20 protein-coding genes and 1 pseudogene are annotated in these 20,288 nt (G+C 72.1%); 12 read left to right on the forward strand and 9 right to left on the reverse strand.

All coding sequences use genetic code 11. The features are described 5' to 3' along the window. Positions 1-215 precede the first annotated feature (215 nt). Together ACZ6S4_RS05715 and smpB are read left to right on the forward strand one after the other, a co-directional pair. Positions 216-656: a helix-turn-helix domain-containing protein gene (locus tag ACZ6S4_RS05715; protein WP_465473768.1), complete on the forward strand. Its 441-nt coding sequence runs from the start codon at positions 216-218 to the stop codon at positions 654-656. Between the two features lie 88 nt (positions 657-744). Next, positions 745-1,230 (forward strand): annotated as a pseudogene (gene smpB, locus ACZ6S4_RS05720) (SsrA-binding protein SmpB); the annotation flags it as partial. Between the two features lie 10 nt (positions 1,231-1,240). Here the strand turns inward: smpB and ACZ6S4_RS05725 are convergent. The 4 genes from ACZ6S4_RS05725 to ACZ6S4_RS05740 all read right to left on the reverse strand — a co-directional run bounded on the left by ACZ6S4_RS05725 (position 1,241) and on the right by ACZ6S4_RS05740 (position 4,402). After that, positions 1,241-1,552, reverse strand: coding sequence for a hypothetical protein (locus tag ACZ6S4_RS05725; RefSeq protein ID WP_465473769.1), 312 nt, complete (start codon positions 1,550-1,552; stop codon positions 1,241-1,243). Positions 1,553-1,609: 57 nt separating this feature from the next. Beyond that, complete coding sequence (locus ACZ6S4_RS05730; RefSeq protein WP_465473770.1) at positions 1,610-2,200, reverse strand: hypothetical protein; 591 nt, start codon at positions 2,198-2,200, stop codon at positions 1,610-1,612. Next, a complete protein-coding gene (locus tag ACZ6S4_RS05735) occupies positions 2,200-3,711 on the reverse strand; it encodes an FAD-dependent monooxygenase (protein WP_465473771.1) in 1,512 nt (503 codons plus the stop codon). The genes ACZ6S4_RS05730 and ACZ6S4_RS05735 overlap by 1 nt, the downstream gene beginning before the upstream one ends. 82 nt (positions 3,712-3,793) lie before the next feature. Next, complete coding sequence (locus ACZ6S4_RS05740) at positions 3,794-4,402, reverse strand: acyl-CoA-like ligand-binding transcription factor (RefSeq protein WP_465473772.1); 609 nt, start codon at positions 4,400-4,402, stop codon at positions 3,794-3,796. Between the two features lie 125 nt (positions 4,403-4,527). Between ACZ6S4_RS05740 and ACZ6S4_RS05745 the strand changes: the two genes are divergently transcribed. The 6 genes from ACZ6S4_RS05745 (at position 4,528) to ACZ6S4_RS05770 (ending at position 9,181) form a co-directional block, all read left to right on the forward strand. Next, complete coding sequence (locus ACZ6S4_RS05745) at positions 4,528-5,628, forward strand: hypothetical protein (protein ID WP_465473773.1); 1,101 nt, start codon at positions 4,528-4,530, stop codon at positions 5,626-5,628. Between the two features lie 23 nt (positions 5,629-5,651). Continuing rightward, positions 5,652-6,506 carry an SCO6745 family protein gene (locus ACZ6S4_RS05750; RefSeq protein WP_465473774.1) on the forward strand — a complete coding sequence of 285 codons (855 nt, stop codon included), beginning with the start codon at positions 5,652-5,654 and terminating at the stop codon, positions 6,504-6,506. A 98-nt stretch (positions 6,507-6,604) separates the two neighbouring features. Next, entirely contained in the window at positions 6,605-7,336 is a 732-nt protein-coding gene (locus ACZ6S4_RS05755; protein WP_465473775.1) for an energy-coupling factor ABC transporter permease, read from the forward strand. Continuing rightward, a complete protein-coding gene (locus ACZ6S4_RS05760) occupies positions 7,333-7,680 on the forward strand; it encodes a PDGLE domain-containing protein (protein ID WP_465473776.1) in 348 nt (115 codons plus the stop codon). The genes ACZ6S4_RS05755 and ACZ6S4_RS05760 overlap by 4 nt, the downstream gene beginning before the upstream one ends. After that, positions 7,680-8,441 carry a cobalt ECF transporter T component CbiQ gene (gene cbiQ / locus ACZ6S4_RS05765; protein WP_465473777.1) on the forward strand — a complete coding sequence of 254 codons (762 nt, stop codon included), beginning with the start codon at positions 7,680-7,682 and terminating at the stop codon, positions 8,439-8,441. The genes ACZ6S4_RS05760 and cbiQ overlap by 1 nt, the downstream gene beginning before the upstream one ends. Then, entirely contained in the window at positions 8,438-9,181 is a 744-nt protein-coding gene (locus ACZ6S4_RS05770; RefSeq protein ID WP_465473778.1) for an energy-coupling factor ABC transporter ATP-binding protein, read from the forward strand. The genes cbiQ and ACZ6S4_RS05770 overlap by 4 nt, the downstream gene beginning before the upstream one ends. Here ACZ6S4_RS05770 and ACZ6S4_RS05775 read toward each other — a convergent pair. Continuing rightward, positions 9,178-10,362: a thiolase family protein gene (locus tag ACZ6S4_RS05775; RefSeq protein ID WP_465473779.1), complete on the reverse strand. Its 1,185-nt coding sequence runs from the start codon at positions 10,360-10,362 to the stop codon at positions 9,178-9,180. The genes ACZ6S4_RS05770 and ACZ6S4_RS05775 overlap by 4 nt on opposite strands. 83 nt (positions 10,363-10,445) lie before the next feature. Between ACZ6S4_RS05775 and ACZ6S4_RS05780 the strand changes: the two genes are divergently transcribed. After that, positions 10,446-11,006, forward strand: a complete 561-nt coding sequence (locus ACZ6S4_RS05780; RefSeq protein WP_465473780.1) for a TetR/AcrR family transcriptional regulator — start codon at positions 10,446-10,448, stop codon at positions 11,004-11,006. A gap of 185 nt (positions 11,007-11,191) precedes the next feature. Here ACZ6S4_RS05780 and nhaA read toward each other — a convergent pair whose 3' ends face one another. Further along, positions 11,192-13,081 carry a Na+/H+ antiporter NhaA gene (gene nhaA, locus ACZ6S4_RS05785; RefSeq protein WP_465474141.1) on the reverse strand — a complete coding sequence of 630 codons (1,890 nt, stop codon included), beginning with the start codon at positions 13,079-13,081 and terminating at the stop codon, positions 11,192-11,194. 110 nt (positions 13,082-13,191) lie between these two features. On the opposite strand from nhaA, the gene ACZ6S4_RS05790 reads away from it, so the two are divergent. Together ACZ6S4_RS05790 and ACZ6S4_RS05795 are read left to right on the forward strand one after the other, a co-directional pair. Continuing rightward, complete coding sequence (locus tag ACZ6S4_RS05790) at positions 13,192-14,676, forward strand: peptide MFS transporter (RefSeq protein ID WP_465473781.1); 1,485 nt, start codon at positions 13,192-13,194, stop codon at positions 14,674-14,676. Next, positions 14,673-15,101: a nuclear transport factor 2 family protein gene (locus ACZ6S4_RS05795; protein WP_465473782.1), complete on the forward strand. Its 429-nt coding sequence runs from the start codon at positions 14,673-14,675 to the stop codon at positions 15,099-15,101. Before ACZ6S4_RS05790 ends, ACZ6S4_RS05795 begins: the two co-directional genes overlap by 4 nt. On the opposite strand, the gene ACZ6S4_RS05800 is transcribed toward ACZ6S4_RS05795, so the two are convergent. The 3 genes from ACZ6S4_RS05800 to ACZ6S4_RS05810 form a co-directional block, all read right to left on the reverse strand. Then, entirely contained in the window at positions 15,091-15,933 is an 843-nt protein-coding gene (locus ACZ6S4_RS05800) for a sugar ABC transporter permease (protein WP_465473783.1), read from the reverse strand. The genes ACZ6S4_RS05795 and ACZ6S4_RS05800 overlap by 11 nt on opposite strands. After that, positions 15,930-17,519, reverse strand: a complete 1,590-nt coding sequence (locus ACZ6S4_RS05805) for an ABC transporter permease subunit (protein ID WP_465473784.1) — start codon at positions 17,517-17,519, stop codon at positions 15,930-15,932. Before ACZ6S4_RS05805 ends, ACZ6S4_RS05800 begins: the two co-directional genes overlap by 4 nt. An 85-nt stretch (positions 17,520-17,604) precedes the next feature. Further along, on the reverse strand, positions 17,605-18,858 hold the full coding sequence (locus ACZ6S4_RS05810; RefSeq protein ID WP_465473785.1) for a sugar ABC transporter substrate-binding protein: 1,254 nt from the start codon (positions 18,856-18,858) through the stop codon (positions 17,605-17,607). Positions 18,859-19,072: 214 nt separating this feature from the next. On the opposite strand from ACZ6S4_RS05810, the gene ACZ6S4_RS05815 reads away from it, so the two are divergent. Then, positions 19,073-20,125: a LacI family DNA-binding transcriptional regulator gene (locus tag ACZ6S4_RS05815; protein ID WP_360828894.1), complete on the forward strand. Its 1,053-nt coding sequence runs from the start codon at positions 19,073-19,075 to the stop codon at positions 20,123-20,125. The last annotated feature ends 163 nt before the right edge of the window (positions 20,126-20,288 follow it).

The following is a 20,288-nucleotide window of genomic DNA, read 5'->3' on the forward strand; positions in this document are numbered from 1 at the left end:
GCCTGCCTCTCGTGCGTGCGAGCCGTGCCACCACGTACCCGTTCCATCTAACTCCGCGCGGCCCGCGGAGCCGGCGGCGACAGGCACGTGCAGATGGTGACAAGGGGTCGCGCTGCGCCGGCCGCGGCGCTTGACAGTGCGACGCGGGCGCGCGGAAGCTACGGATCTGACTTCGCTGGAGCCACGGGACGCTGAGCACGGACATCGGGCAGGGCATGGACATCGGGCGGGCCGGGCAGATCACGCAGATCGTGCTGATCCTGCTGTCGCCGACACTGGCCTTCGGCGCGATCATCTACCTGCCCCGCGCGGCGCGCGCGGTGTGGCGCCGGATGCACCCGGAGCCGGATCCGGGCCCGCTGGCCCCGCCGATCGAAGAGGTCGTGGCGAACCTGCACCGTCTCCTGCACCAGCACGACGCCCTGTTGCACTCCCCCGACGTGGCACTGCGGGCCCGGCGACTCAAGGCACTCGAGGCCGCCATCACCGACAGCGCCTTGGAAGCGGCCCGCGCGCTCGACGTCCCAGCGCCGGGCGCCCCGGGGCACACCGGTCTGCGACCGGCCACGCTCAGCCGGCTGCTGCGTGACCTGGCCGCCGCCGGGCTGGTGCTGCCGCGCGGTATCGAGCTGGTCGACGGCGACCGGCTGAGCTGAGCTGCCCGGCCGGGGCGGTGGCGGGCCGCGGCGTTTGCGAGGATGAGGGCCGGAGCAGCGGTCCGGCGACAGCGAGGGGGCGGCCACGGCCAGGGAGACCGGACGCAAGGTCATCGCGACGAACAAGAAAGCGCGACACGACTACGCGGTCCTCAAGACGTACGAGGCCGGCCTGGTGCTGGCCGGCACCGAGGTGAAATCGCTGCGCGCCGGGTACGCGTCGATCGTCGACGCGTTCGCCCAGGAACACGAGGGCGAACTCATGCTCTACAACCTGCACATCGCCGAGTACGGCTTCGGCTCCTGGACCAACCATGCGCCGCGGCGTACGCGCAAGCTGTTGTTGCACCGCATCGAGATCGACCGGATCCTCGACAAGCTGCGCGAGCCGGGCAACACGCTGGTGCCGCTGTCGCTGTACTTCAACGAGGGCTGGGCCAAGGTGGAGCTGGCCCTGGCCCGCGGCAAGCGCGAGTACGACAAGCGCCAGGCCCTCGCCGAACGCGACGCCAACCGGGAGATCGCCCGCGCGATGGGCCGCCACCTCAAGGGCCGCACCGCCCGGGCGCGCTGAGCGGGCGCGCTCAGACCCGGACGAGGTGGGTCGGGCAGCAGAAGTTCTGCGCGGTGTGCATGTCGTGCCAGTACGTCACCGGCACCGAACTCTGCAGGCAGCCCTCATGGAAGCAGCGGACCCGCAGCTTGGTCCCGTCCGGCACGTAGTCGGTGCGGCCGGGATGGCGGCGGCAGGTCGTGGTGGGCGTCAGGTCGTGCACGAAGTTGCGCCACTGACAGACCTCCTCACCGCAGACCGCCAGCCTTCCGCGCGGATAGGCGAAGCGCGGGCCGGGAACGGGCAACAGCAGGGTCACCAGACCGAGTACGGCAGAGCGCATGTCGACCACCTCCGGGTGACGGGCTCCACCTCGGACGGTACGCCGCCCCGCCGCCGGTCACAACGGCCGCTCGCCAGGCCCAAAAAGCGGAAGCTCGGCTGCCGCGCCGGGCCCCGGCAAAGGGCGGTCGGCCGGCTTCGGCAGTGGAAGTTCGGCTGCCGCGCCGGGCCCCGGCAGGGGAAGCTCAGCCGCCTCGCCAGGGCCGGCCGGGGCCACCGAATGGCTCGGAGCCGGCCGGTCCGGCGCAGTCGTCCGCGAATACCGGCCGCGACTGCGAGTCACCGGCAGAGTCACCAGCCGGATCGGCGCCGGCGGCTCCGCGATCCGGCCCGGCCCCCAACGAACCCACACCGCGACCCGCCCCTCCGCGGCCTCGGCGAGCAGCTTCTCCACCGTCCGCTTGCGGTCGGTGTGGTCAACCTCGACGACGATCGGCGGCGCGGCCGGGCGGGCCAACGCCACGTCCAGCACCGAATGCTGCTTGTCCATCGGCGGCGGCAGCCGGACCACGCTGGGCGCGCGCCGGTAGACCCGCCAGCCCTGGGCCTGGCCCCAGGCCGCCACCTCGTCGATGATCCGGCCGGTGACCTCGTCCTGGGTGAGGCCCGCGAACGTCAACTCCGCGAGCCGCTGTGCCAGGTCGTCCATCAGGGCAGATTAGCGGCACCCACCGACATTCCGTCCGGGGCCGGTCCGGGCCGGCCGAACCACGTCGCCATGGCCTCGGGCAGCCCGTCGCCGGTGGTGCCCTCCCAGGCGACGTAGCAGTCCGGGCGCAGCAGCAGCGCGGCCGGCAGATCCGGGGCGGTGGCGACGTCGACCCGGCCCGCCCACGGGCCGACGTCCAGCCGGCCGGTGGGGTCGAGCAGCAGCGGACGCGCGTACCGGGTCAGCTCCGTCAGGCCCGGGACGTCCGGCGCCCAGCGTCCGACGTGCGGGCCGTCGGCTCCCGGGGTGTCGTAGCGGATGTCGGCCCCGGAGATCAGCTCGGCGATGTGCCGGCGGCCCTGCGGCAGCGCCAGCAGTTCACCGACCAGCTCGCGCAGGGCGGTCACCTCACCGCCGGGACCGATCAGCACGGACTGCGCCCGGGTGTGCATGGTCACCCGCCGGCCGACGGGCCGACGCTCCGACTCGTACGTGTCCAGCAGCCCGGGCGGGGCGTGGCCGAGCACCTCCGCGGCTAGCTTCCAGCCCAGATTGATCGCGTCCTCGAGACCGAGGTTGAGGCCGGGGCCCCCGAGGGCGGAGTGCACGTGCGCCGCGTCGCCGACCAGCAGCACCCGCCCGGACCGGTACGCCGACGCCAGCCGCGTGTTGCCGCCGACCGCCCGCCGCCGCAGGTGCGGACCAGGCCCGTCCGGGGCGTCGAGCGGCAGATCGGCCCCGAGCACCCGGCCCGCGGCGGCCCGCAGCTCAGCGATGCTGGTCTCACCGTCGCCGACCTCATCGCCGGGCCGGTGGCGCTCCCCCACGCTGAGCAGCGGGGCCCGGCCGGGCATCGGCGCCCACGCGATCACGCCCTGCTCCGTACGGGTGTGCAGGAACGGCGGCAGGACCCCGAAACCCGGCACGTGCAGCGCCCCGTGCGCGTCGACCATGCTCGCCGGCACGCTGACATGCGCCGTCCGCGACACCGTGTCGTCCCTGGTCACGCCGGGGAACGCGATGCCGGCGAGCTTGCGTACCACGCTGTGCCCGCCGTCGGCGCCGACCAGATAGGCCGCCTCGATCGGGGCCAGGCCGGCGACCTCGACCGTCACCGACCGATCGTTCCGGGTCAGGCCGAGGACCTCGTGACCACGGTGGATCGTCACGCCGAGTTCGGCCGCCCGCTCGGTGAGCATCTGCTCGATCCGCCGCTGCGGCACCAGCATCGTGTAGAGCGGGTTGTCCGGCAGGTCGTGCAGATCGAGCGGGAAGGCGGCGAATGTGAACCCGGGCGCCGGGCGGGGCGGACCGGGGGTGCCGGCGAGCCGTTCGTACAGGCCGCGCCGGTCGAGCATGCGGATGATCTGTCCGACCAGGCCGTTGGCGCGCTGCTCGGTGGTCGGCTCGGGCAGCCGCTCCAGGACCAGCGGCCGGACCCCGGCCAGGGCCAGCTCGCAGGCGAGCATGAGGCCGTTCGGCCCGGCGCCGGCGATGACGACGTCGATCATGGTGAGACCCTCTTCCGGGTACGGGGCACCGGCCCGCCGATGAACGGCGGGCTGACGCTGGGAATGTCGAGGTGGCGGCCGCTCAGGGCGGAGGCAGGCCCGCGGCGATCCGGGCGAGTGCCTCGGTGAGCAGCTCCGGCATCGACACGTGCGGGCCGGCGCGCAGGAAGTGGGCCTGGGCGACGTTGTTCGCGGCCATCACGACGGAGGCCACCAGGTGCGGGTACATGTCCTTGCTCAGGTCGGTGCCGGTGCGCTCGGCGACAGCCGCGGCGACCTCCGCCTCGGCCAGCGCCCCGGCACGCAGCAGGTCACCCTGCAGGGCCGGCTCGGCGATCATCGTGCGCACCCCGGCGGCCCAGGCCTCCTGATCGGCCACCGGATGCGCGGCCAGCTCCGGACCGGGCTCGAGCTGGGCCAGGGCGACCGCGGTGATGGCCGTCCACAGCGGCTCGTCGGCCGGCCGGGCCCGCAACTCGTCGGCGGCGCGCCGTAGCCGGTCGAGGTGACGCGACACGATGGCATCGCCCTTGCCGGCGAAATAGTTGTTGAAGGTACGCGGGGACACCCCGGCCGCGGCGGCGATGTCTTCCACCTTGACGTTGTCGAAACCCCGCTCGACGGTGAGCCGGATGGCCGCCCAGCTGAGCGCGGCCCGGGTCTCGGCCTTCTTGCGCTCACGGAGTCCCATGCCCACCACCGTAGCCGAAGTTGCGGGGTACGCAAAGATGCGGAGCGCGCAAATTTAGGGCCGGGACCGATCCGGGGAGCGCTGGATTCCGTACCGGTGGACGGCACCGACATGGAGGTATCACCATGCACGGAATCCCCGACGCCGGCTCCACCGACAGATCGCCCGAGCGGCCGCCGCCGGACTGGCCCGAGCCCGGCACCCCGCTGGCCGGCGAGGAGCCGACGGTGGAGCTGCCGGTCATCACCGAAGCCATGCTCGCCGCGACCGCTCCGACCTCGTCCCCCACCTTGGCCGGCGCCGCCCTGTCGCTCGCCCTGAACAAGTTTTCACGAGCCCGGCTGCGCCGGCTCCCCGCCCCACCAAGCCCATCCACTCCGCCGAGTGACGGGGTCCGGCTTGACGGCGGTGTCGGTGAGGAGAAATCTTCGCCTGGCGCCCCGGCCGGGAGTCACTCGGTGAGCGGCGGGGAGCCGGCGCAGCCGGGCCGGGGCTGGTTGCTCGGTGCCGGAATCGCAGCCGCCGCCCTCCTGCTGACCGGCGCCGCCGTGTTGGCGCTGAGCGGCGACGGCGACCCCGGCACCGTCCCCTCCCGCTGGAGCCCGCCGGTGGCCGCCGCCCCCTCCGCTCCCCACCTGGCCACTGCCGCCCGCGATGGGCGTACCAGTGCCGGTTTTGACCTCATCGACGGCGCCGAGCGGGTCACGTTGCGGGCCGCCGACCTCGGCGACACCCTCTACCGGATCACCACGCCGGACGCCGGATCCGTGGCGCCGCGCACCGACGAGCAGGACGGCCGGGTCCGGTTACGCCTCGACGGTGACGCCGAGTCCGTCGACATCACTCTCAACGCGGCCGTGCGCTGGGATCTGCGGATCGCCGGCGGCGCCCGGCTGTCCACGATCGACCTCGGCGCCGGGCGGGTCGGCGGGGTGGCTCTGACCGGCGGCGCCAGCCGGATCGCGCTGACGCTGCCGCGGCCGGACGGCACGCTGAGCGTCCGGATGTCCGGTGGGGTCAGCCTCTTCGACGTGCACACCGCCGAGCGGACACCGGTCCGCGTACGGGTCGGGCGGGGCGCCGGGCAGGTCACCCTCGACGGGCAGCGGCACGCCGGGGTGGCCGCCGGGCAGACCTTCACGCCGGCGAGCTGGGCCGCGGCGGTCGACCGCATCGACGTCGATGCGACCGCCGGGATGTCGGCCCTGACCGTCGCACCTTACTAGCCGGTAATGACAGGATGGCGGGCATGGATGTGACGCCCGCCCTCGCCCGTGAGGCCTGGCGGCTCGCCGAGCCGCTGCACGCGATGATCTATTTCGCTCCGGAGGTGCGGGAGCGTTTCGCGGCGCTCGGCGTGCCCGCGGGCGTCGAATACTTCGCCTCGCGGGGCGCCGCGTTCGGCCCGGTCGGTCCCGGGCCGGTGGTGGCCACGTTCTACAACTTCCATCCCGGTCTGGTGGCGCGCGCCCTGCCGGCGGCCTGGGAGATCGTGTCGCCGGCGGCCGCGGTCGCGGCCCGACTCGACGCCGCCGACGCGGCCCTGGTCCGCGGCCTGGGCGACGTCGTGAAGAGCCCCGAGGTGGCTGAGGCCGCGGAGCTGGCCCGGACGGCGGCGGAATCGGCGATCCCGTACGCCGCGGGACGGCCGCTGTTCGCCGCGCACGTGGGCCTCGACTGGCCGGAGGCGCCGCACCTGGTGCTGTGGCACGCCCAGACGCTGCTGCGCGAGTTCCGCGGTGACGCCCACGTGGCGGCGCTGCTGGTGGCCGGGGTCAGCGGGTTGCAGTCGATCATCCTGCACGCGGCGTCGGGCCAGGCCAACGGCCGGTTCCTGCGAGCCAGCCGGGGCTGGAGCCGCGAGGAGTGGGCCGACGAGGAGAACGCGCTGCGGGAACGGGGCCTGCTCGCCGGCGAGGAGCTCAGTGACGAGGGGCGCTCGCTGCGGGACGGGATCGAGGCGGACACCGACCGGCTGGCCGCTCCGGCGTACCAGGTGCTCGGGGCCGACGGCGCGGCGCGGCTCGCGGAGCTGGCGCGGCCGCTCAGCCGGACTCTGGTCAAAGCGGGCTTTCTGAGCGCGGCGGCTCCGCCCCGGAAGTGATCCCGGTCGCAGCCGGCGGGACGCTGTTGCCAATAGTTTGCAACTGCCACGGTGACCCATATGCTGATCGAGGCGTGCCCGCGGCCGGAGGGGGATCCATGGACGTCCAGACGATGCACATCGCCAACGGGATCGTGAACGGCCCGGTGTCGGCGATCTTCGCCGCTTTCGCCGCCCTCGCCCTGGCGTTCTGTGTGTGGCGGGCCCGGGCCGACCTCGACGACCGGCTGGCCCCGATGGCCGGCCTCGTCGCCGCCTTCATCTTCGCCGTGCAGATGCTCAACTTCCAGGTGCTGCCCGGTGTCTCGGGTCACCTGCTGGGCGGCACCCTGGCCGTCGTCCTGGTCGGACCGTGGGTCGGCGCGCTCTGCGTGTCCACCGTCCTGATCATCCAGTGCCTGCTGTTCGCCGACGGCGGCCTGACCGCCCTCGGGCTCAACATCACCAACATGGCGATCATCGGCACCGCCGCCGGTTACCTGCTGGTCGCCGGCCTGCTGCGGGTGCTGCCCAAGACGCCGTCCGGGCTCGGGGCGACCGCGATGATCGCCTCGATCGTCGGCGTGGTGGCCGCCTCGCAGGGCTTCGTGTTCGAGTACTGGCTCGGCGGCACCACGCAGCTCTCCCTGCCCTGGGTCTCCGGCACGATGGCCGGCACCCACGTGCTCATCGGCATCGGCGAGGGCCTGATCGCCGCGACCACCGTGGCGACCGTGGCCAAGGTCCGGCCGGACCTGGTCTACGCACTGCGCCGCTTCCGCACCCCACCGGTGCCGGTGGCGGCCAACCCCGCGGAGGCGCCCGCCACTGTCTCGGGAGGTAAGGCATGACCCGGCGACTCGGCTGGTTCCTGGCCGGCGGCCTGCTGGTCGCGCTGCTGCTGGCCGGTGTGGTCAGCAACTTCGCCTCCAGCAGCCCGGACGGCCTGGACGCGACGGCCCGCGAGGGCTGCACCTTCGACTCCCACGGGGAGATCACCGGCGGCACCTGCATGCTTCAGCGGGAGCAGGACCACCAGCTCGCCGACAGCCCACTGGCCGACTACGGCATCCGCGGCATCGACAACCCGTACCTGTCGACCGGGCTGGCCGGGGTGCTGGGAGTGCTGGTGACGTTCGCGATCGGCGGCGGCGTCTTCTGGCTCGTCCGCCGGCGCAGCCCCGAGAAGGTCTGATGGGCGCGGGCCACGCCCACCCGCTGCACCTGGACCGCCCGAGCCCGGTGCACGCCCTGGCCCCCGAGGTGAAGATCCTCGCGACGCTGCTGTTCACCATCGTCGTGGTGGCCACCCCGCGCACCGAGTTCGCCGCGTTCGGCGGTTACGCCCTGCTGCTCGCGGTGGTGGCGGTGCTGGCCCGGGCGCCGCTGCCGTGGCTGGCCAAACGCGCCACCATCGAGCTGCCGTTCGTCGTGCTCGCCGTCGCCCTGCCGTTCGCGGGGCACGGCGAGCGGATCACCTGGCTCGGCATGTCGCTGTCCGTGGACGGGCTCTACGGCGCGTGGAACATCGTCGCCAAGGGCACCCTGGGCGTGGTCGCCTCGCTGCTGCTGGCGGCCACCACCACCATGCGTGACCTGATCCTGGGCCTGGACCGGCTGCACTGCCCGCGGGTCTTCACCCAGATCGCCACGTTCATGCTGCGCTACCTGGACATCCTGGCCGACGACGCGCGCCGGATGCGCATCGCCCGGCTCTCGCGCGGCTACGACCCGCGGTTCCTGTGGCAGGTCAAGGCGTTCGCGGTCGGCGTGGGGGCCCTGTTCCTGCGGGCGTACGAGCGCGGCGAGCGGGTGTATCTGGCGATGGTCTCCCGCGGCTACGACGGACGGCTCCCCCGGCCCGAAGCCGGCGGCGCGACGACCGCCGACTGGGCGACCTCGGCCGTGCTGCCCGCCGCAGCCGCGGCCATCGCGCTCACGGCGGTGCTGGCGTGAGCCTCGAGATCGCCGGCCTCACCTACGCCTACCCGGACGGCAGCGTCGCGCTGCGCGGCGTCGACCTCAGCGTCGGCGCCGGGGACCGGGTCGCGCTGCTCGGGCCCAACGGCGCCGGCAAGACGACGCTGGTCCTGCACCTCAACGGGATCCTGCACGGCGGCGCCGGCACGGTCGACGTCGGCGGGCTGCGGGTGGACGCGCGCGACCGGGCCCGGCTCGCCGAGATCCGCCGCCGGGTCGGCATCGTCTTCCAGGACCCCGACGACCAGCTCTTCATGCCGACCGTGGCCGAGGACGTCGCCTTCGGGCCGGCCAACCTGGGGCTGCGCGGCGCCGAGCTGCAGGCCCGGGTCGACGAGGCGCTGCAGGCCGTGGACATGGCCGCGCATCGCGACCAGGTACCGCTGCACCTGTCGTTCGGCCAGCGCCGCCGGGTCGCGGTGGCGACCGTGCTGGCGATGCGGCCCGAGCTGCTGGTGCTGGACGAGCCCTCGTCCAACCTGGACCCGGCGAGCCGCCGGGAACTGGCCGAGATCATCGAACGGCTGCCGGTGACGGTGCTGATGGTGACGCACGACCTGCCGTACGCGCTGCAGCTGTGCCCCCGCTCGGTGATCCTCGACGACGGCCGGATCGTGGCCGACGCCCCCACCGCCGACCTGCTGGCCGACGAGGAGCTGCTCCGGGCGCACCGGCTGGAGCTGCCGTTCGGCTTCCACCCGGTGCGACCGCGTTAGCCCAGGCGCTCGATGACGGTGGCGTTGGCCGTACCGCCGGCCTCGCACATGGTCTGCAGCCCGTAGCGTCCCCCGGTGCGTTCCAGCACGCCCAGCAGGGTGGTCGCCAGCCGGGCGCCGCTGGCGCCCAGCGGGTGACCGATGGCGATCGCGCCCCCGTCGACGTTGACCTTCGCCGCGTCGGCGCCCGTCTCGGCCAGCCAGGCCAGCACCACCGACGAGAACGCCTCGTTGACCTCGAACGCGTCGATGTCGGCCAGGGTGAGACCGGACCGGGCCAGCACCTTGGCGGTCGCCGGGATGATGCCGGCCAGCATCATGATCGGATCGTCGCCCACGGCCGTCGCGGTGTGCACCCGCGCCCGCGGCCGCCAGCCCCGCTGCCGGGCGATCTCACTGGTGGTGACCACCAGAGCGGCGGCGCCGTCGTTGACCGGGCTGGAGTTGCCGGCGGTGACCTTCCACTCCAGGTCGCCGAAGCGCTGAGCCCAGCGGTCGTCGGCGAACGCGGGCCGCAGCCCGGCCAGCGTCTCGACCGTGGTGCCGGGCCGGATCGTCTCGTCGGTCTCCAGCGCGGCCAGCGGCGCGACCTGGCCGGCGAACCAGCCCTGCTTCCACGCCTCGGCCGCCCGCTGATGGCTGGTCGCCGCGAACTCGTCGAGCTGCGTGCGCGACAGACCCCAGCGCCGGGCGATCAGCTCGGCGCTGATCCCCTGCGGGATCAACCCGCCGGGATAACGCTCCGCGACCGCGGGCCCGCCGACGAACGCCCGGGCGCCGTCGACCAGGGCGGAGCTGCCGATGGGTACGCGACTCATCGACTCGACCCCGGAGGCCACCACGATGTCGTAGGCGCCGGCCACGACCCCCTGGGCGGCGAAGCTCAACGCCTGCTGGCTGCTGCCGCACTGCCGGTCGACGGTGGTGCCGGGCACGGACTCGGGGAAGCCGGCGGCGAGGACGGCCAGCCGGGTGTTGTTGGTGCTCTGCTCGCCCACCTGACCGACGGTGCCGCCGATGACGTCGTCGATCTCGGCCGGGTCGAGGCCGTCGAGCCGGGCGGTGACGGCGCGCAGGACGTGGGCGTGCAGGTCGACCGGGTGGATCTCCGCGTAGGCGCCGCCGGGCTTGCCCTTGGCCACGGGTGTGCGTACCGCTTCGACGATGACCGCGTCGCGCATGTCGTGCCTCCCCCCTCGAGTGACGGACCGATCGGTCCGATCCTAAGGGCTGAGCGGACCGATCGGTCCGTTACATTGGCCACATGGCCCGCACGGCAGCATCCGGAACTCGCGCCCGCATCGTCTCGACGGTGGCCCCGCTCTTCTACAGCCAGGGCGTGCGGGCGGTGGGCATGGCCCAGATCGTCGCGGCGGCGGGTTGCGGCAAGAACCTGCTGTACTCGCATTTCCCGGGCAAGAACGAGCTGGTGGCGGCGTATCTGTCCGTGGTTCGCGCCGAGCGGGAACGGTCGACCGAGCGGGCCCTCGCGGCAGCTGGCGAGGGGCGGGAAGCTGTGGTCGCTCTGGTGGCCGAGATCGCCGACCGGGTACGGGAACCGGGGTTCCGGGGATGCGCCATGCGCAACTACCTGACCGAGTTTCCGTCGGAGGACGACGGGCCCGGGCGGGTCGCCCGGGAGTATCTGGCGTCTTCGCGGGCTCGGGTTGATGAGCTTGTCCGGGGCGTGGGCGGGTCGCCGGTGCTGGCCGATCGGGTATGGCTGGTCATCGAGGGGCTTTATGCGGTGGCTGGCCGGCCGGACGCTGCCCAGCAGGCCGATGTGGCGGTCGCCTTGGTCACGGACCTCGTCGCGGCCCCCTAAAGCGCTGGTCGCCGATCGCCGACCGCCGGCAAGCATGCCCCTTCGTCCAGCAAGCCCGAGGTGTGCGCGACGTGTTGCTCCACTCACGGCGTAGAGCATCCTAGGTTACTGGGTTGAGAGGGAGGCCCTCCCTCGCAGAAGCTCGACTGCGGCCGCTGCGTGGGCCAGCGGACGCCGAACCGCCGTCAGGCGGTCCCCTCCTCCTGGGCGGGCTGAGGAATCCGGGCGAGACCCGCCCGGGTTCGAGCGGTCTTCACCGCCTGCTTGAGCGTCACGATGTCGTAAGCCCCGTAGTGCCGGCTCCCGTTGATGAAGAACGTCGGCGTGCCGGACACCCCGCTCAGGTCGGCCGAGTCCACGTCGTCGGTGACCCGTTGCATGTGCCGGTGGTCCATCAGCTCGTCGTGGAAGCGGTTGGTGTCCAGGCCGAGCTGGTCGGCGTACCGGAGCAGGTCCATGATCTTGAGGTGGTCCTGGTGGGCCAGCAGCAGGTCGTGGAACTCCCAGAACTTGCCCTGACCGGCGGCCGCCTCCGCGGCTTCGGCGGCCAGTCGCGCCTGCGGGTGGACGTCATTGAGCGGCAGGTGCCGCCAGACGTAGCGCAGGTCCGTGTCGGTGATCAGGTCCCGGACCACCGGCTCGGCCTGCCCGCAGTACGGGCACTGGAAGTCGCCGTACTCGACGACCGTGACCGACGCGTCCTGCGGTCCTCGCACGTGGTCGCGTTCGGGGTCGACGGCCGGGATCAGGTCGGTCAGTACCTCGGTGTCGCCGAGCATGGCCCGGGCCCGGCGTTGCGGTGCCAGCATCCGGGTGGCGCGGAAGACCACCCAGGTGATCAGGGACGCGGCCGCCGCCGCGGTCAGCACGCCGATCTTCGCCTCGGCCAGCTCCGGCCCCTCGAACGCCAGCGCCGCGATCAGCAGCGACACGGTGAAGCCGATGCCGGCGATGGTGCCGCTGCCCAGCACCGCCGCCCAGCCGACCGTGGGGCGTACCCGGCCACCGGTCGCCACCGTGAGCAGCGCGGACACCCCGACCACCGCGACGGGCTTGCCGATCAGGTAGCCGAGGATGACGCCCCAGGTCACCGGCGAGGTGAACGCCCGGCTCAGGAAGCCGCCGTCGATCGCGATGCCCGCGTTGGCCAGGCCGAACAGCGGCACGATGACGTAGCTCGACCACGGGTGGTAGAGGCGCTGGAGGCGGTCGTTGGGCGAGAGCGTCTGGGTGAGCCCGCGTGCGGCCGTACGGGCCAGCTCCGGCGTCGGCTGCTCGCGGAACAGTTTGAAGAGCCCGCTGGCGGCTTCGAGGTTCTCGCGTACCGGGGTGTAGGCCACCGCCGTGAGGCCCATCGCCAGGCCGGCCACCACCGGGTCGACGCCGCTGGCCAGCATCGCCGCCCAGAGCACCAGCCCCACGACCGCATAGCTGAAGGCGCTGCGGACGCCGAACGTGCGCAGCAGCAGCCACACCCCGAAGGCCGCGCCGGCGATCAGCAGCGGCATCATGGCGATGTCCTCGCTGTAGACCACCGCGATGACCAGCAGCGCGACCAGGTCGTCGACCACGAAGACGGTGAGCAGGAAGACCCGGGTGGAGTCGGGCACACCCCGGCCGACCAGGGCGAGCAGGCCCAGCGCCAGCGCCGTGTCGGTGGACATCGCGATGCCCCAACCGTGCGCGCCCGGGCCGCCGTGGGTGACGGCCAGGTAGATCAGCACCGGGATCAGCATCCCGACCAGCCCGGCGACGCACGGCAGCAGGAACCGCCGCCGGTCGCGCAGGTCGCCGAGGTCGAACTCGCGTCGTGCCTCCAGGCCCACCACCAGGAAGAACAGCGTCATCAGCCCGCTGTTGATCCAGGTCCGCAGGTCCTCGGTGATCCCCATGGCCCCCAACCGCACCGAGAAGTCGGTGCGCCACACCGCGTCGTACGACGCGGTGTCGACGTTGGCCCAGATCAGCGCGGCGGCGATGGCCGCGACCAGCACCCCGGCACTGCCCGATTCGGTACGCAGGAACGCCCGCAGCGGCGCACCGAGCCCCCGCGTCCACTGCGTGCGTCCCCGCATCCCACCCGACGTAGTCACGGCACCCAGCCTGGTCATCGGCGCGCCCCGGGGCAAGATCCGGGCCCGGCACGTCGTTTACGGCGGCGCCGGATGCGGTATGCGACAGACTCATGACGCAGGAGACGGCACCGCGCGAGCGTACGTTCTTCGGTCAGCCACCGGTGCTGGCCAACCTGTTCGGGGTCGAGCTGTGGGAACGGTTCTCGTTCTACGGCATGCAGGGCATCCTGCTGATCTACCTGTACTACTCCGCGGCCGACGGCGGGCTCGGCCTGTCCGAGCAGACCGCCACGAGCATCGTCGGCGCGTACGGCGGCTCCGTCTACCTGGCCACGATCCTCGGCGCGTGGGTGGCCGACCGCCTGCTCGGGCCGGAACGGGTGCTGTTCCTCAGCGCGGTCCTGGTGATGGCCGGGCACATCAGTCTCGCGGTGCTGCCCGGGCTGACCGGTGTCACGGTCGGGCTGATCCTCATCGCGATCGGCAGCGGCGGGGTCAAGGCCACCGCCACGTCGCTGGTGGGCGGCCTGTACGACGAGCACGACGAACGCCGCGACGCCGGCTTCTCCCTGTTCTACCTGGGCATCAACCTCGGCGCTCTGGTCGGCCCGCTGCTGACCGGCCTGCTGCAGAAGAACTGGGGCTTCCACGCCGGCTTCGCGCTGGCCGCGGTGGGCATGGCGATCGGGCTGATCCAGTACACGATGGGCCGCAAGCGGCTCACCGGCGCCGCCCGCGTCGTACCCCATCCGCTGCCGCCGCGGCGCCGCCTGCCGGTGGCGTTGCTCGTCGCCGCCGCCGCGGTGCTGATCCTGGTGCTGGCCCTGACCGGCGTGCTGCAGGCCGGGGCCCTGTCGAACGTGGTCATCGTGCTGAGCATCGCCGCGGCGGTCACCTACTTCGTGGTCATCCTGCGCAGCAGGCGGATCACCGACGTCGAGCGGCGCCGGGTGTACGCGTTCATCCCGCTGTTCGTCGCCAGCGCGGTGTTCTGGTCGCTGTACCAGCAGCAGTTCACTGTCGTGACGATCTACTCCGACCAGCGCCTCGACCGTGACCTGTTCGGCTGGGAGATGCCGGTGTCCTGGGTGCAGTCGATCAACCCGGTCTTCATCATCGTGCTGTCCGGCGTCTTCGCCGCACTGTGGACCCGGCTCGGCCCGCGCCAGCCGGGGACCCCGATCAAGTTCGCCGCCGGCACCGCGATCATGGGCGTGGCGTTCCTGCTCTTCCTGCCGCTGGCCGGCGGCGGCCCGAACAGCACCCCGCTGCTCGCGCTGGCCGGCATCCTGCTGGTCTTCACCGTCGCCGAGCTGCTGCTCTCCCCGGTCGGACTGTCGCTGTCCACCAAGCTGGCGCCGGCCCGTGTTCCACACCCAGATGGTCGCGCTGTTCTTCCTGTCGGTGGCTCTGGGCACGGCGGCCTCGGGCACTCTCGCGAAGTACTACAGCGAGGACCACGAGACCGCGTACTTCGGCATCCTGGGCCTGGTCGCGATCGTGATCGGGGCCGCCCTGGCCCTGGCCGCCCGTCCGATCAGCCGGCTGATGAGCGGTGTGCGCTGACCGGCGCGCGTTCTATCCTGTCGGCATGACGAATGCGACCCGGACCCGTGGCGCGCTCGGCGTCGTCGAGCAGTGGCTGACCGCCGTCAACGCTCGCGACGGCGCCCGCGTGGAGTCCCTGAGCCAGGAGCAGGTCGACATCGTGGGACCCCGCGGGCGCGGCAGTGCTCCCCGCGCGATGCTGAGCGAGTGGCTGGGCCGTTCGGGCTTCTCGTCGCAGCCGGTGCGCTGGTTCTGCGGCGGCGACGGCCTCGTCGTGGTCGAGCAGGACGCCACCTGGCACGACCCGGCGACCGGTGAGCCGCAGGACAGCTTCCGGATCGGCTCGCTGTTCCGGGTCGAGGACGGCCGGGTGGCCCGCTACGAACGCTTCGACGACGGGGTCGCCGGAGCACTGGCCGCAGCGGGCCTCGACGCCGCCCGGGACGAGGTGACCCGCCCGGTCAGCCCTTGACCGCCCCGGCGGTGAGGCCGTTGACGATGTAGCGCTGCAGGAACTGGAAGACCAGCACCGTCGGGACCGCCGTGAGCAGGGTGCCCGCGCAGAACATGCCGAAGTTGTTGTTGCGCTCCCCCGCCACCAGGCCGTACATGCCGACCGACAGGGTCTTGGCGCCCGTGTCGGTCAGGAAGACGTTGGCGATCAGGAATTCGTTGATCGTGCCGATGAAGGCCAGCAGGCCGGTCACCGCCAGGATCGGGGCGACCAGCGGCAGCAGGATCCGGAAGAACGTCTGGGCGTGCGACGCGCCGTCCATGGTGGCCGACTCGTCCAGTTCCCTCGGCACCGTGTCGAAGAAGCCCTTCATCAGCCAGGTGTTCACCCCCAGCGCCCCGCCCAGGTAGAGCAGGATCAGGCCCCAGGCCTGGTTGAAGCCGATGGCCGGCCACAGGTCGGTGATGGTGGAGAACATCAGGAAGATCGCCACGATGGCCAGGAACTGCGGGAACATCTGGATCAGCAGCAGGGCCAGCAGGCCGATCCGGCGGCCGCGGAAACGCATGCGGCTGAAGGCGTACGCGGCCAGCGCCGACAGGAACACCGACGCCAGCGCCGACACGCCGGCGATCAGCACGGAGTTGCCGAACCAGCGGGCGAAGTCCGTGTCGGCGAGCAGGTTGCCGAAGTTGCCCAGCGACGCCCCGGTCGGCACGGCCGCGGTCGACGACAGTGTGCCCAGCGGGTTGAGCGCCGCCGACACCACGAACACGATCGGGAAGAGCGAGAAGATCAGGGCCAGCACCGCGACCCCGTGCCGCCAGCCGACCCGGGAGAACCAGCTCATGAGTAGACCTCTTCCTGGCGGCGGGTGCGGCGGAAGCTGACCGTGGAGATCACCGCGACGATCACGAAGATGAAGATGGACACCGCGGCGGCGAAGCCGTACTGGGCGCCGGAGCCGCCGAACGCCAGCCGGTAGGTGTAGGTGATCAGCAGGTCGGTGGCGCCGTTGGCCGGGTTGTCGGCCGGGAACGGCGCGCCGTCGGTGGTCAGGTAGATGGCGTTGAAGTTGTTGAAGTTGAACGCGAACGACGAGATCAGCAGGGGCGTCAGCGCCACCAGCAGCAGCGGCAGGGTGACCCGCTTGAGCGACTGCCACGGCGAGGCCCCGTCGATGCGGGACGCCTCGGACAGCTCGGGCGGGATGGCCTGCAACGCGCCGGTCGCGACCAGGAACATGTACGGGTAGCCGAGCCACAGCTGCACCAGGATCACCGCGATCCGGGCGGAGGCGGCGCCACCGAACCAGTCCACGTCCAGCCCGAACAGGTTGTTGATCAGCCCGAAGTCGGTGTTGAACATGTCCCGCCAGACCAGCAGCATCGCGAACGACGGCATCGCGTACGGCAGCACCAGCAGTGTGCGGTAGAGGCCCCGGCCGCGGACCCGTGGCGAGTGCAGGGCCAGCGCACAGCCCAGGCCGAGCACGAAAGTCCCGCCGGTGGAGGCCAGGGCGAAGATCAGGTTCCAGATCAGGGTACGGGCGAACGGGCCGGCGATCGCCGAATCGGTGACGAGCCGGGTGAAGTTGCTCAGCCCGACGCCGACCCGCCAGCCCTGGGCCAGCCGCTCGCCGTCGGCGGCCACGAACGCGCCCACCTTCTCGTCGGCGGTCCAGGTCCGGCCGGTGGTCATGTCCCGGACACAGTCGCAGCCGGCGTCGTACGCCCGCCCGGCCTTGCCCTCGTACGCCCGCGACAGTCCCTGCGAGCGGATCGCCCCGCCCGCGGTCGGCACGGCCAGATCGGTGATCTCCTGGCTGCGCGCACTGGCCTGACCGCCGTTGAGCAGCGTGTAACCCGCGGCCGCGGTGACCCGGCCGGTAGTGCTGACGGTGACGTCACCGGCCGGGAGCGCCTTGAGCCCGTCGCCGGTGCCGGCCGAGACGGCCTTGGTGGCCGGGTCGGTCACCAGGAACGTCAGCGGCCCGGTCGCCGGGTCGCCGGTGGTGGCGACCGTCAGCGCGTACTCGGTCGAGCCGGGCACCCGGGTGACCGACGCGGTCTGGATGGCCACGACGGCCTCCCGCTTGTCCCCGCGGTGCCCGTCGCTGAAGTTGGTGAACGCGGTCGCCGCTGTGTACGCCACCGGGAACAGCTGGAAGACGATGAGGAACAGGGTGCCGGGCACGAGGTACTTGGCGGGCACCCGCCGGCGGCCGGTGTACAGGTAGAACAGTCCGGCCGTGGCCGCCAGCAGCACGGCCAGGCCGATCCAGGCCCGCTCGGCGATCAGCGGGAACGCCGCCCAGACGGCGAGCCCGGCGACCAGCCCGAGCAGGGCGATCTTGACGAGGGGGCCGGCGAGGCCACCCCGGCCGGGGCGCGGGGCCTCGGCCGGGGCGGTCTCCCGCTCCAGGAGAGCAGTCATCGCCGGGCCACCTTCGTCATGCCCTTCTGGCCCTCACCGTCACGGCCGTCGGCCACTCCCGCCGGGCGAGGTTCGGTGCAGTCGGTCATGACTTGATCTGGCCCGAGATCGTCTTGGCTGCCGCGGTGAGGGCCGTCTTGGGGTCGGCGCCGCCGACCACCGCGGACTCCGCCTTGCTGAACGGGTCCCAGACCGACGCCATCTCCGGGATCGCCGGCAGGGGCACCGCGTTCTTGCCGGCCTCGACGAACTTGGCCAGGTCCGGGTCGGCCCCCTTGACCTGGTCGTAGGCGGCGGTGAGCACCGGCGGGCGGGGCTCGGCCTGGTAGAGCGCCACGGCCAGCTCCGGCGTGGTCACGTAGTTGGTGACGAACTCCTGCGCCAGCGCCTTGTTCTTGCCCTTGGCCGCGACGTAGAACGACTGCACACCCAGGAACGGCTGGGCCGGCTCGGCGCCGGCGAAGCCGGGAACGGCCGAGATGTCGTAGGCGATCTTGGCCTTCTTCACGTCGGTGACCGCCCACGGCCCGGAGACCAGGTACGCGCACTTGCCTGCGGTGAAGGTGGCGATGGAGTTCTCCACGGTGATCGACCGCTTCAGGGCGCCGTCACCCTTCTCGCCCAGCGCCCGGATCTTCTGGAACGCGGCGATCGACTCGGGCTTGGCGATACCGAGGTCGTTCTTGTCGTAGTCGCCGTTGGCCGCGGTGCCGAACAGGTAGCCGCCGGCCGAGCTGAACAGCGGGTACGCGTGGTAGGCGTCGCCGTTCTGTCCCACCTGGAGGCAGAGCAGCTCGCTGGCCTTCTTGCCGGTCCGCAGCTTCTTCGCCTGCGCGACGAGGTCCTCCATCGTGGCCGGGGCCTCGGGCGCGAGCTTGGTGTTGCGGATCAGGGCCAGGTTCTCGGTCGCGTACGGCACGCCGTAGACCTGACCGTTGAAGGTGACCGCCTTGACCGCGTTCGGGGCCAGGCCCTGCTGCTGCTCGGCGGTCAGCTGCACCGGGTCGATCGCGCCGTTCTGCACGAGGTTGCCGATCCAGTCGTGCGCGCCGACCATCACGTCGGGCCCGCTGCCCTGCTGCGACGCGGTGACGAAGGTGGTCTGCTGGTCCTTGGAGATGGCCTGCACCTCGACGGTGACGCCGTTCTCCTGGCCGAACTTGTCGGCGAAGGGCTTCAGCGCGGCGGCGCGCTTGTCGTCGCCCCAGATGACCAGCTTGCCGCCGGCTCCGGCGGGTGCTGCGGAGGAAGGGGTTTCGGGATCGCCGCCGCTGCTACAGCCCGCGGCGGCGAGCGCCAGGGCGAGAGCGGTGATGACACCCGCGGTACGGATGCGCATGATCTTCTCCTATCGGGCACAGCACGGCGCCCGAAGAGGTGGCACGGACATAAAGGGGGGAACCGGAAGCAAGGCCCCCATAGGCCAGCTCGGCTGTTGCGGGGACGTTAGCAAGGGATTACCGCCAATGGAAGACCTTGCAATGCTTCCGCAAGAAGTTCCAGACGCGGTCAGTCGACCGTCCCGCATCGCGGACGGCTCTATAGTGACGCCCATGCGCGCACGTTTGTCCGACATCGCGCGCCAGGCCGAGGTCAGCGAGGCGACGGTGTCGCGGGTCCTCAACGACCGGCCCGGCGTCTCCACCGAAACCCGCCAGGCGGTGCTGACCGCCCTCGATGTGCTGGGCTACGAGCGGCCCGAGCGGTTGCGCAAGCGCAGCGCCGGGCTGGTCGGCCTGATCGTCCCGGAGCTGGAGAACCCGATCTTCCCGGCCTTCGCGCAGACCATCGAGTCGGCACTGTCGCAGAGCGGCTTCACCCCGGTGCTGTGCACCCAGACGCCGGGCGGCGTCACCGAGGACGAGTACGTGGAGATGCTGCTCGACCGCCAGGTGTCCGGCATCGTCTTCGTCTCCGGCCTGCACGCCGACACCACCGCCGACCACGAGCGCTACCGCCGCCTGGTGCAGCGGCCGCTGCCGATCGTGCTGATCAACGGGTACGCCGAGGGCCTGGACGCCCCGTTCATCTCCTGCGACGACCGGCTGGCCGGCGAGCTGGCGGTCTCCCACCTGGTCGCGCTCGGGCACACCCGGATCGGTTTCGTCTCCGGCCCGGACCGCTTCCTCAACGTGCAGCGCAAGCTGGCCGGCTACCGCGCCGCCATGCGCCGTGAGCTGGGCGCCGGCGACCGCGAGCTGGAGGAGCTGGTGGCGCTGACCCTGTTCGGCGTCGAGGGCGGCGAGGTGGCGGCGGGTCAGCTGCTCAGCCGGGGTGCGACCGGCATCGTGTGCGGTTCGGACCTGATGGCTCTGGGCGCCATCCGGGCGGCCCGCCGGCGCGGCCTGAGTGTGCCCCGGGACGTCTCGGTGGTCGGTTTCGACGACTCGCCGCTGATCGCCTTCACCGACCCGCCGCTGACCACGCTGCGCCAGCCGGTGGCGGCGATGGGCAACGCGGCGATCCGCCAGCTCGTCGACGAGATCAACGGCCACGGCGCACCCCGCTCGGAGTACGTCTTCTCCCCCGAGCTGGTGGTGCGCGGCTCGACCGCGATCCACAAGGCCGGCCGGGCCGCCGAGAGCGTGGACATCACCGCCGCCTGACATCCGCGCGTAACGCTTGTTAAGTTGATCTTTGAAAGTTCTTGCGAGTGCAACGACCTGCGAGAACGCCGTCGACCTGCCCTTTCGCTGTGGCGTGAGCCTTGATCCACCGTCTTTACTGCAAGAGGAACAGAACTAATCGGGCGATCCGGGCGCATGTATC

It is taken from the genome of Actinoplanes sp. NPDC051405, assembly GCF_055586185.1.

Coding starts and splice junctions, on each gene's coding strand:
- ACZ6S4_RS05810 (WP_465473785.1), bottom strand. CDS start 18,858: ATGCGCATCCGTACCGCGGGTGTCATCACCGCTCTCGCCCTGGCGCTC.
- ACZ6S4_RS05800 (WP_465473783.1), bottom strand. CDS start 15,933: ATGAGCTGGTTCTCCCGGGTCGGCTGGCGGCACGGGGTCGCGGTGCTG.
- nhaA (WP_465474141.1), bottom strand. CDS start 13,081: ATGCGGGGACGCACGCAGTGGACGCGGGGGCTCGGTGCGCCGCTGCGG.
- ACZ6S4_RS05760 (WP_465473776.1), top strand. CDS start 7,333: ATGACCCGGCGACTCGGCTGGTTCCTGGCCGGCGGCCTGCTGGTCGCG.
- ACZ6S4_RS05725 (WP_465473769.1), bottom strand. CDS start 1,552: ATGCGCTCTGCCGTACTCGGTCTGGTGACCCTGCTGTTGCCCGTTCCC.
- ACZ6S4_RS05795 (WP_465473782.1), top strand. CDS start 14,673: ATGACGAATGCGACCCGGACCCGTGGCGCGCTCGGCGTCGTCGAGCAG.
- ACZ6S4_RS05815 (WP_360828894.1), top strand. CDS start 19,073: ATGCGCGCACGTTTGTCCGACATCGCGCGCCAGGCCGAGGTCAGCGAG.
- ACZ6S4_RS05775 (WP_465473779.1), bottom strand. CDS start 10,362: ATGCGCGACGCGGTCATCGTCGAAGCGGTACGCACACCCGTGGCCAAG.
- ACZ6S4_RS05730 (WP_465473770.1), bottom strand. CDS start 2,200: ATGGACGACCTGGCACAGCGGCTCGCGGAGTTGACGTTCGCGGGCCTC.
- ACZ6S4_RS05755 (WP_465473775.1), top strand. CDS start 6,605: ATGGACGTCCAGACGATGCACATCGCCAACGGGATCGTGAACGGCCCG.
- ACZ6S4_RS05715 (WP_465473768.1), top strand. CDS start 216: ATGGACATCGGGCGGGCCGGGCAGATCACGCAGATCGTGCTGATCCTG.
- ACZ6S4_RS05805 (WP_465473784.1), bottom strand. CDS start 17,519: ATGACTGCTCTCCTGGAGCGGGAGACCGCCCCGGCCGAGGCCCCGCGC.
- ACZ6S4_RS05735 (WP_465473771.1), bottom strand. CDS start 3,711: ATGATCGACGTCGTCATCGCCGGCGCCGGGCCGAACGGCCTCATGCTC.
- ACZ6S4_RS05790 (WP_465473781.1), top strand. CDS start 13,192: ATGACGCAGGAGACGGCACCGCGCGAGCGTACGTTCTTCGGTCAGCCA.
- cbiQ (WP_465473777.1), top strand. CDS start 7,680: ATGGGCGCGGGCCACGCCCACCCGCTGCACCTGGACCGCCCGAGCCCG.
- ACZ6S4_RS05750 (WP_465473774.1), top strand. CDS start 5,652: ATGGATGTGACGCCCGCCCTCGCCCGTGAGGCCTGGCGGCTCGCCGAG.
- ACZ6S4_RS05780 (WP_465473780.1), top strand. CDS start 10,446: ATGGCCCGCACGGCAGCATCCGGAACTCGCGCCCGCATCGTCTCGACG.
- ACZ6S4_RS05740 (WP_465473772.1), bottom strand. CDS start 4,402: ATGGGACTCCGTGAGCGCAAGAAGGCCGAGACCCGGGCCGCGCTCAGC.
- ACZ6S4_RS05745 (WP_465473773.1), top strand. CDS start 4,528: ATGCACGGAATCCCCGACGCCGGCTCCACCGACAGATCGCCCGAGCGG.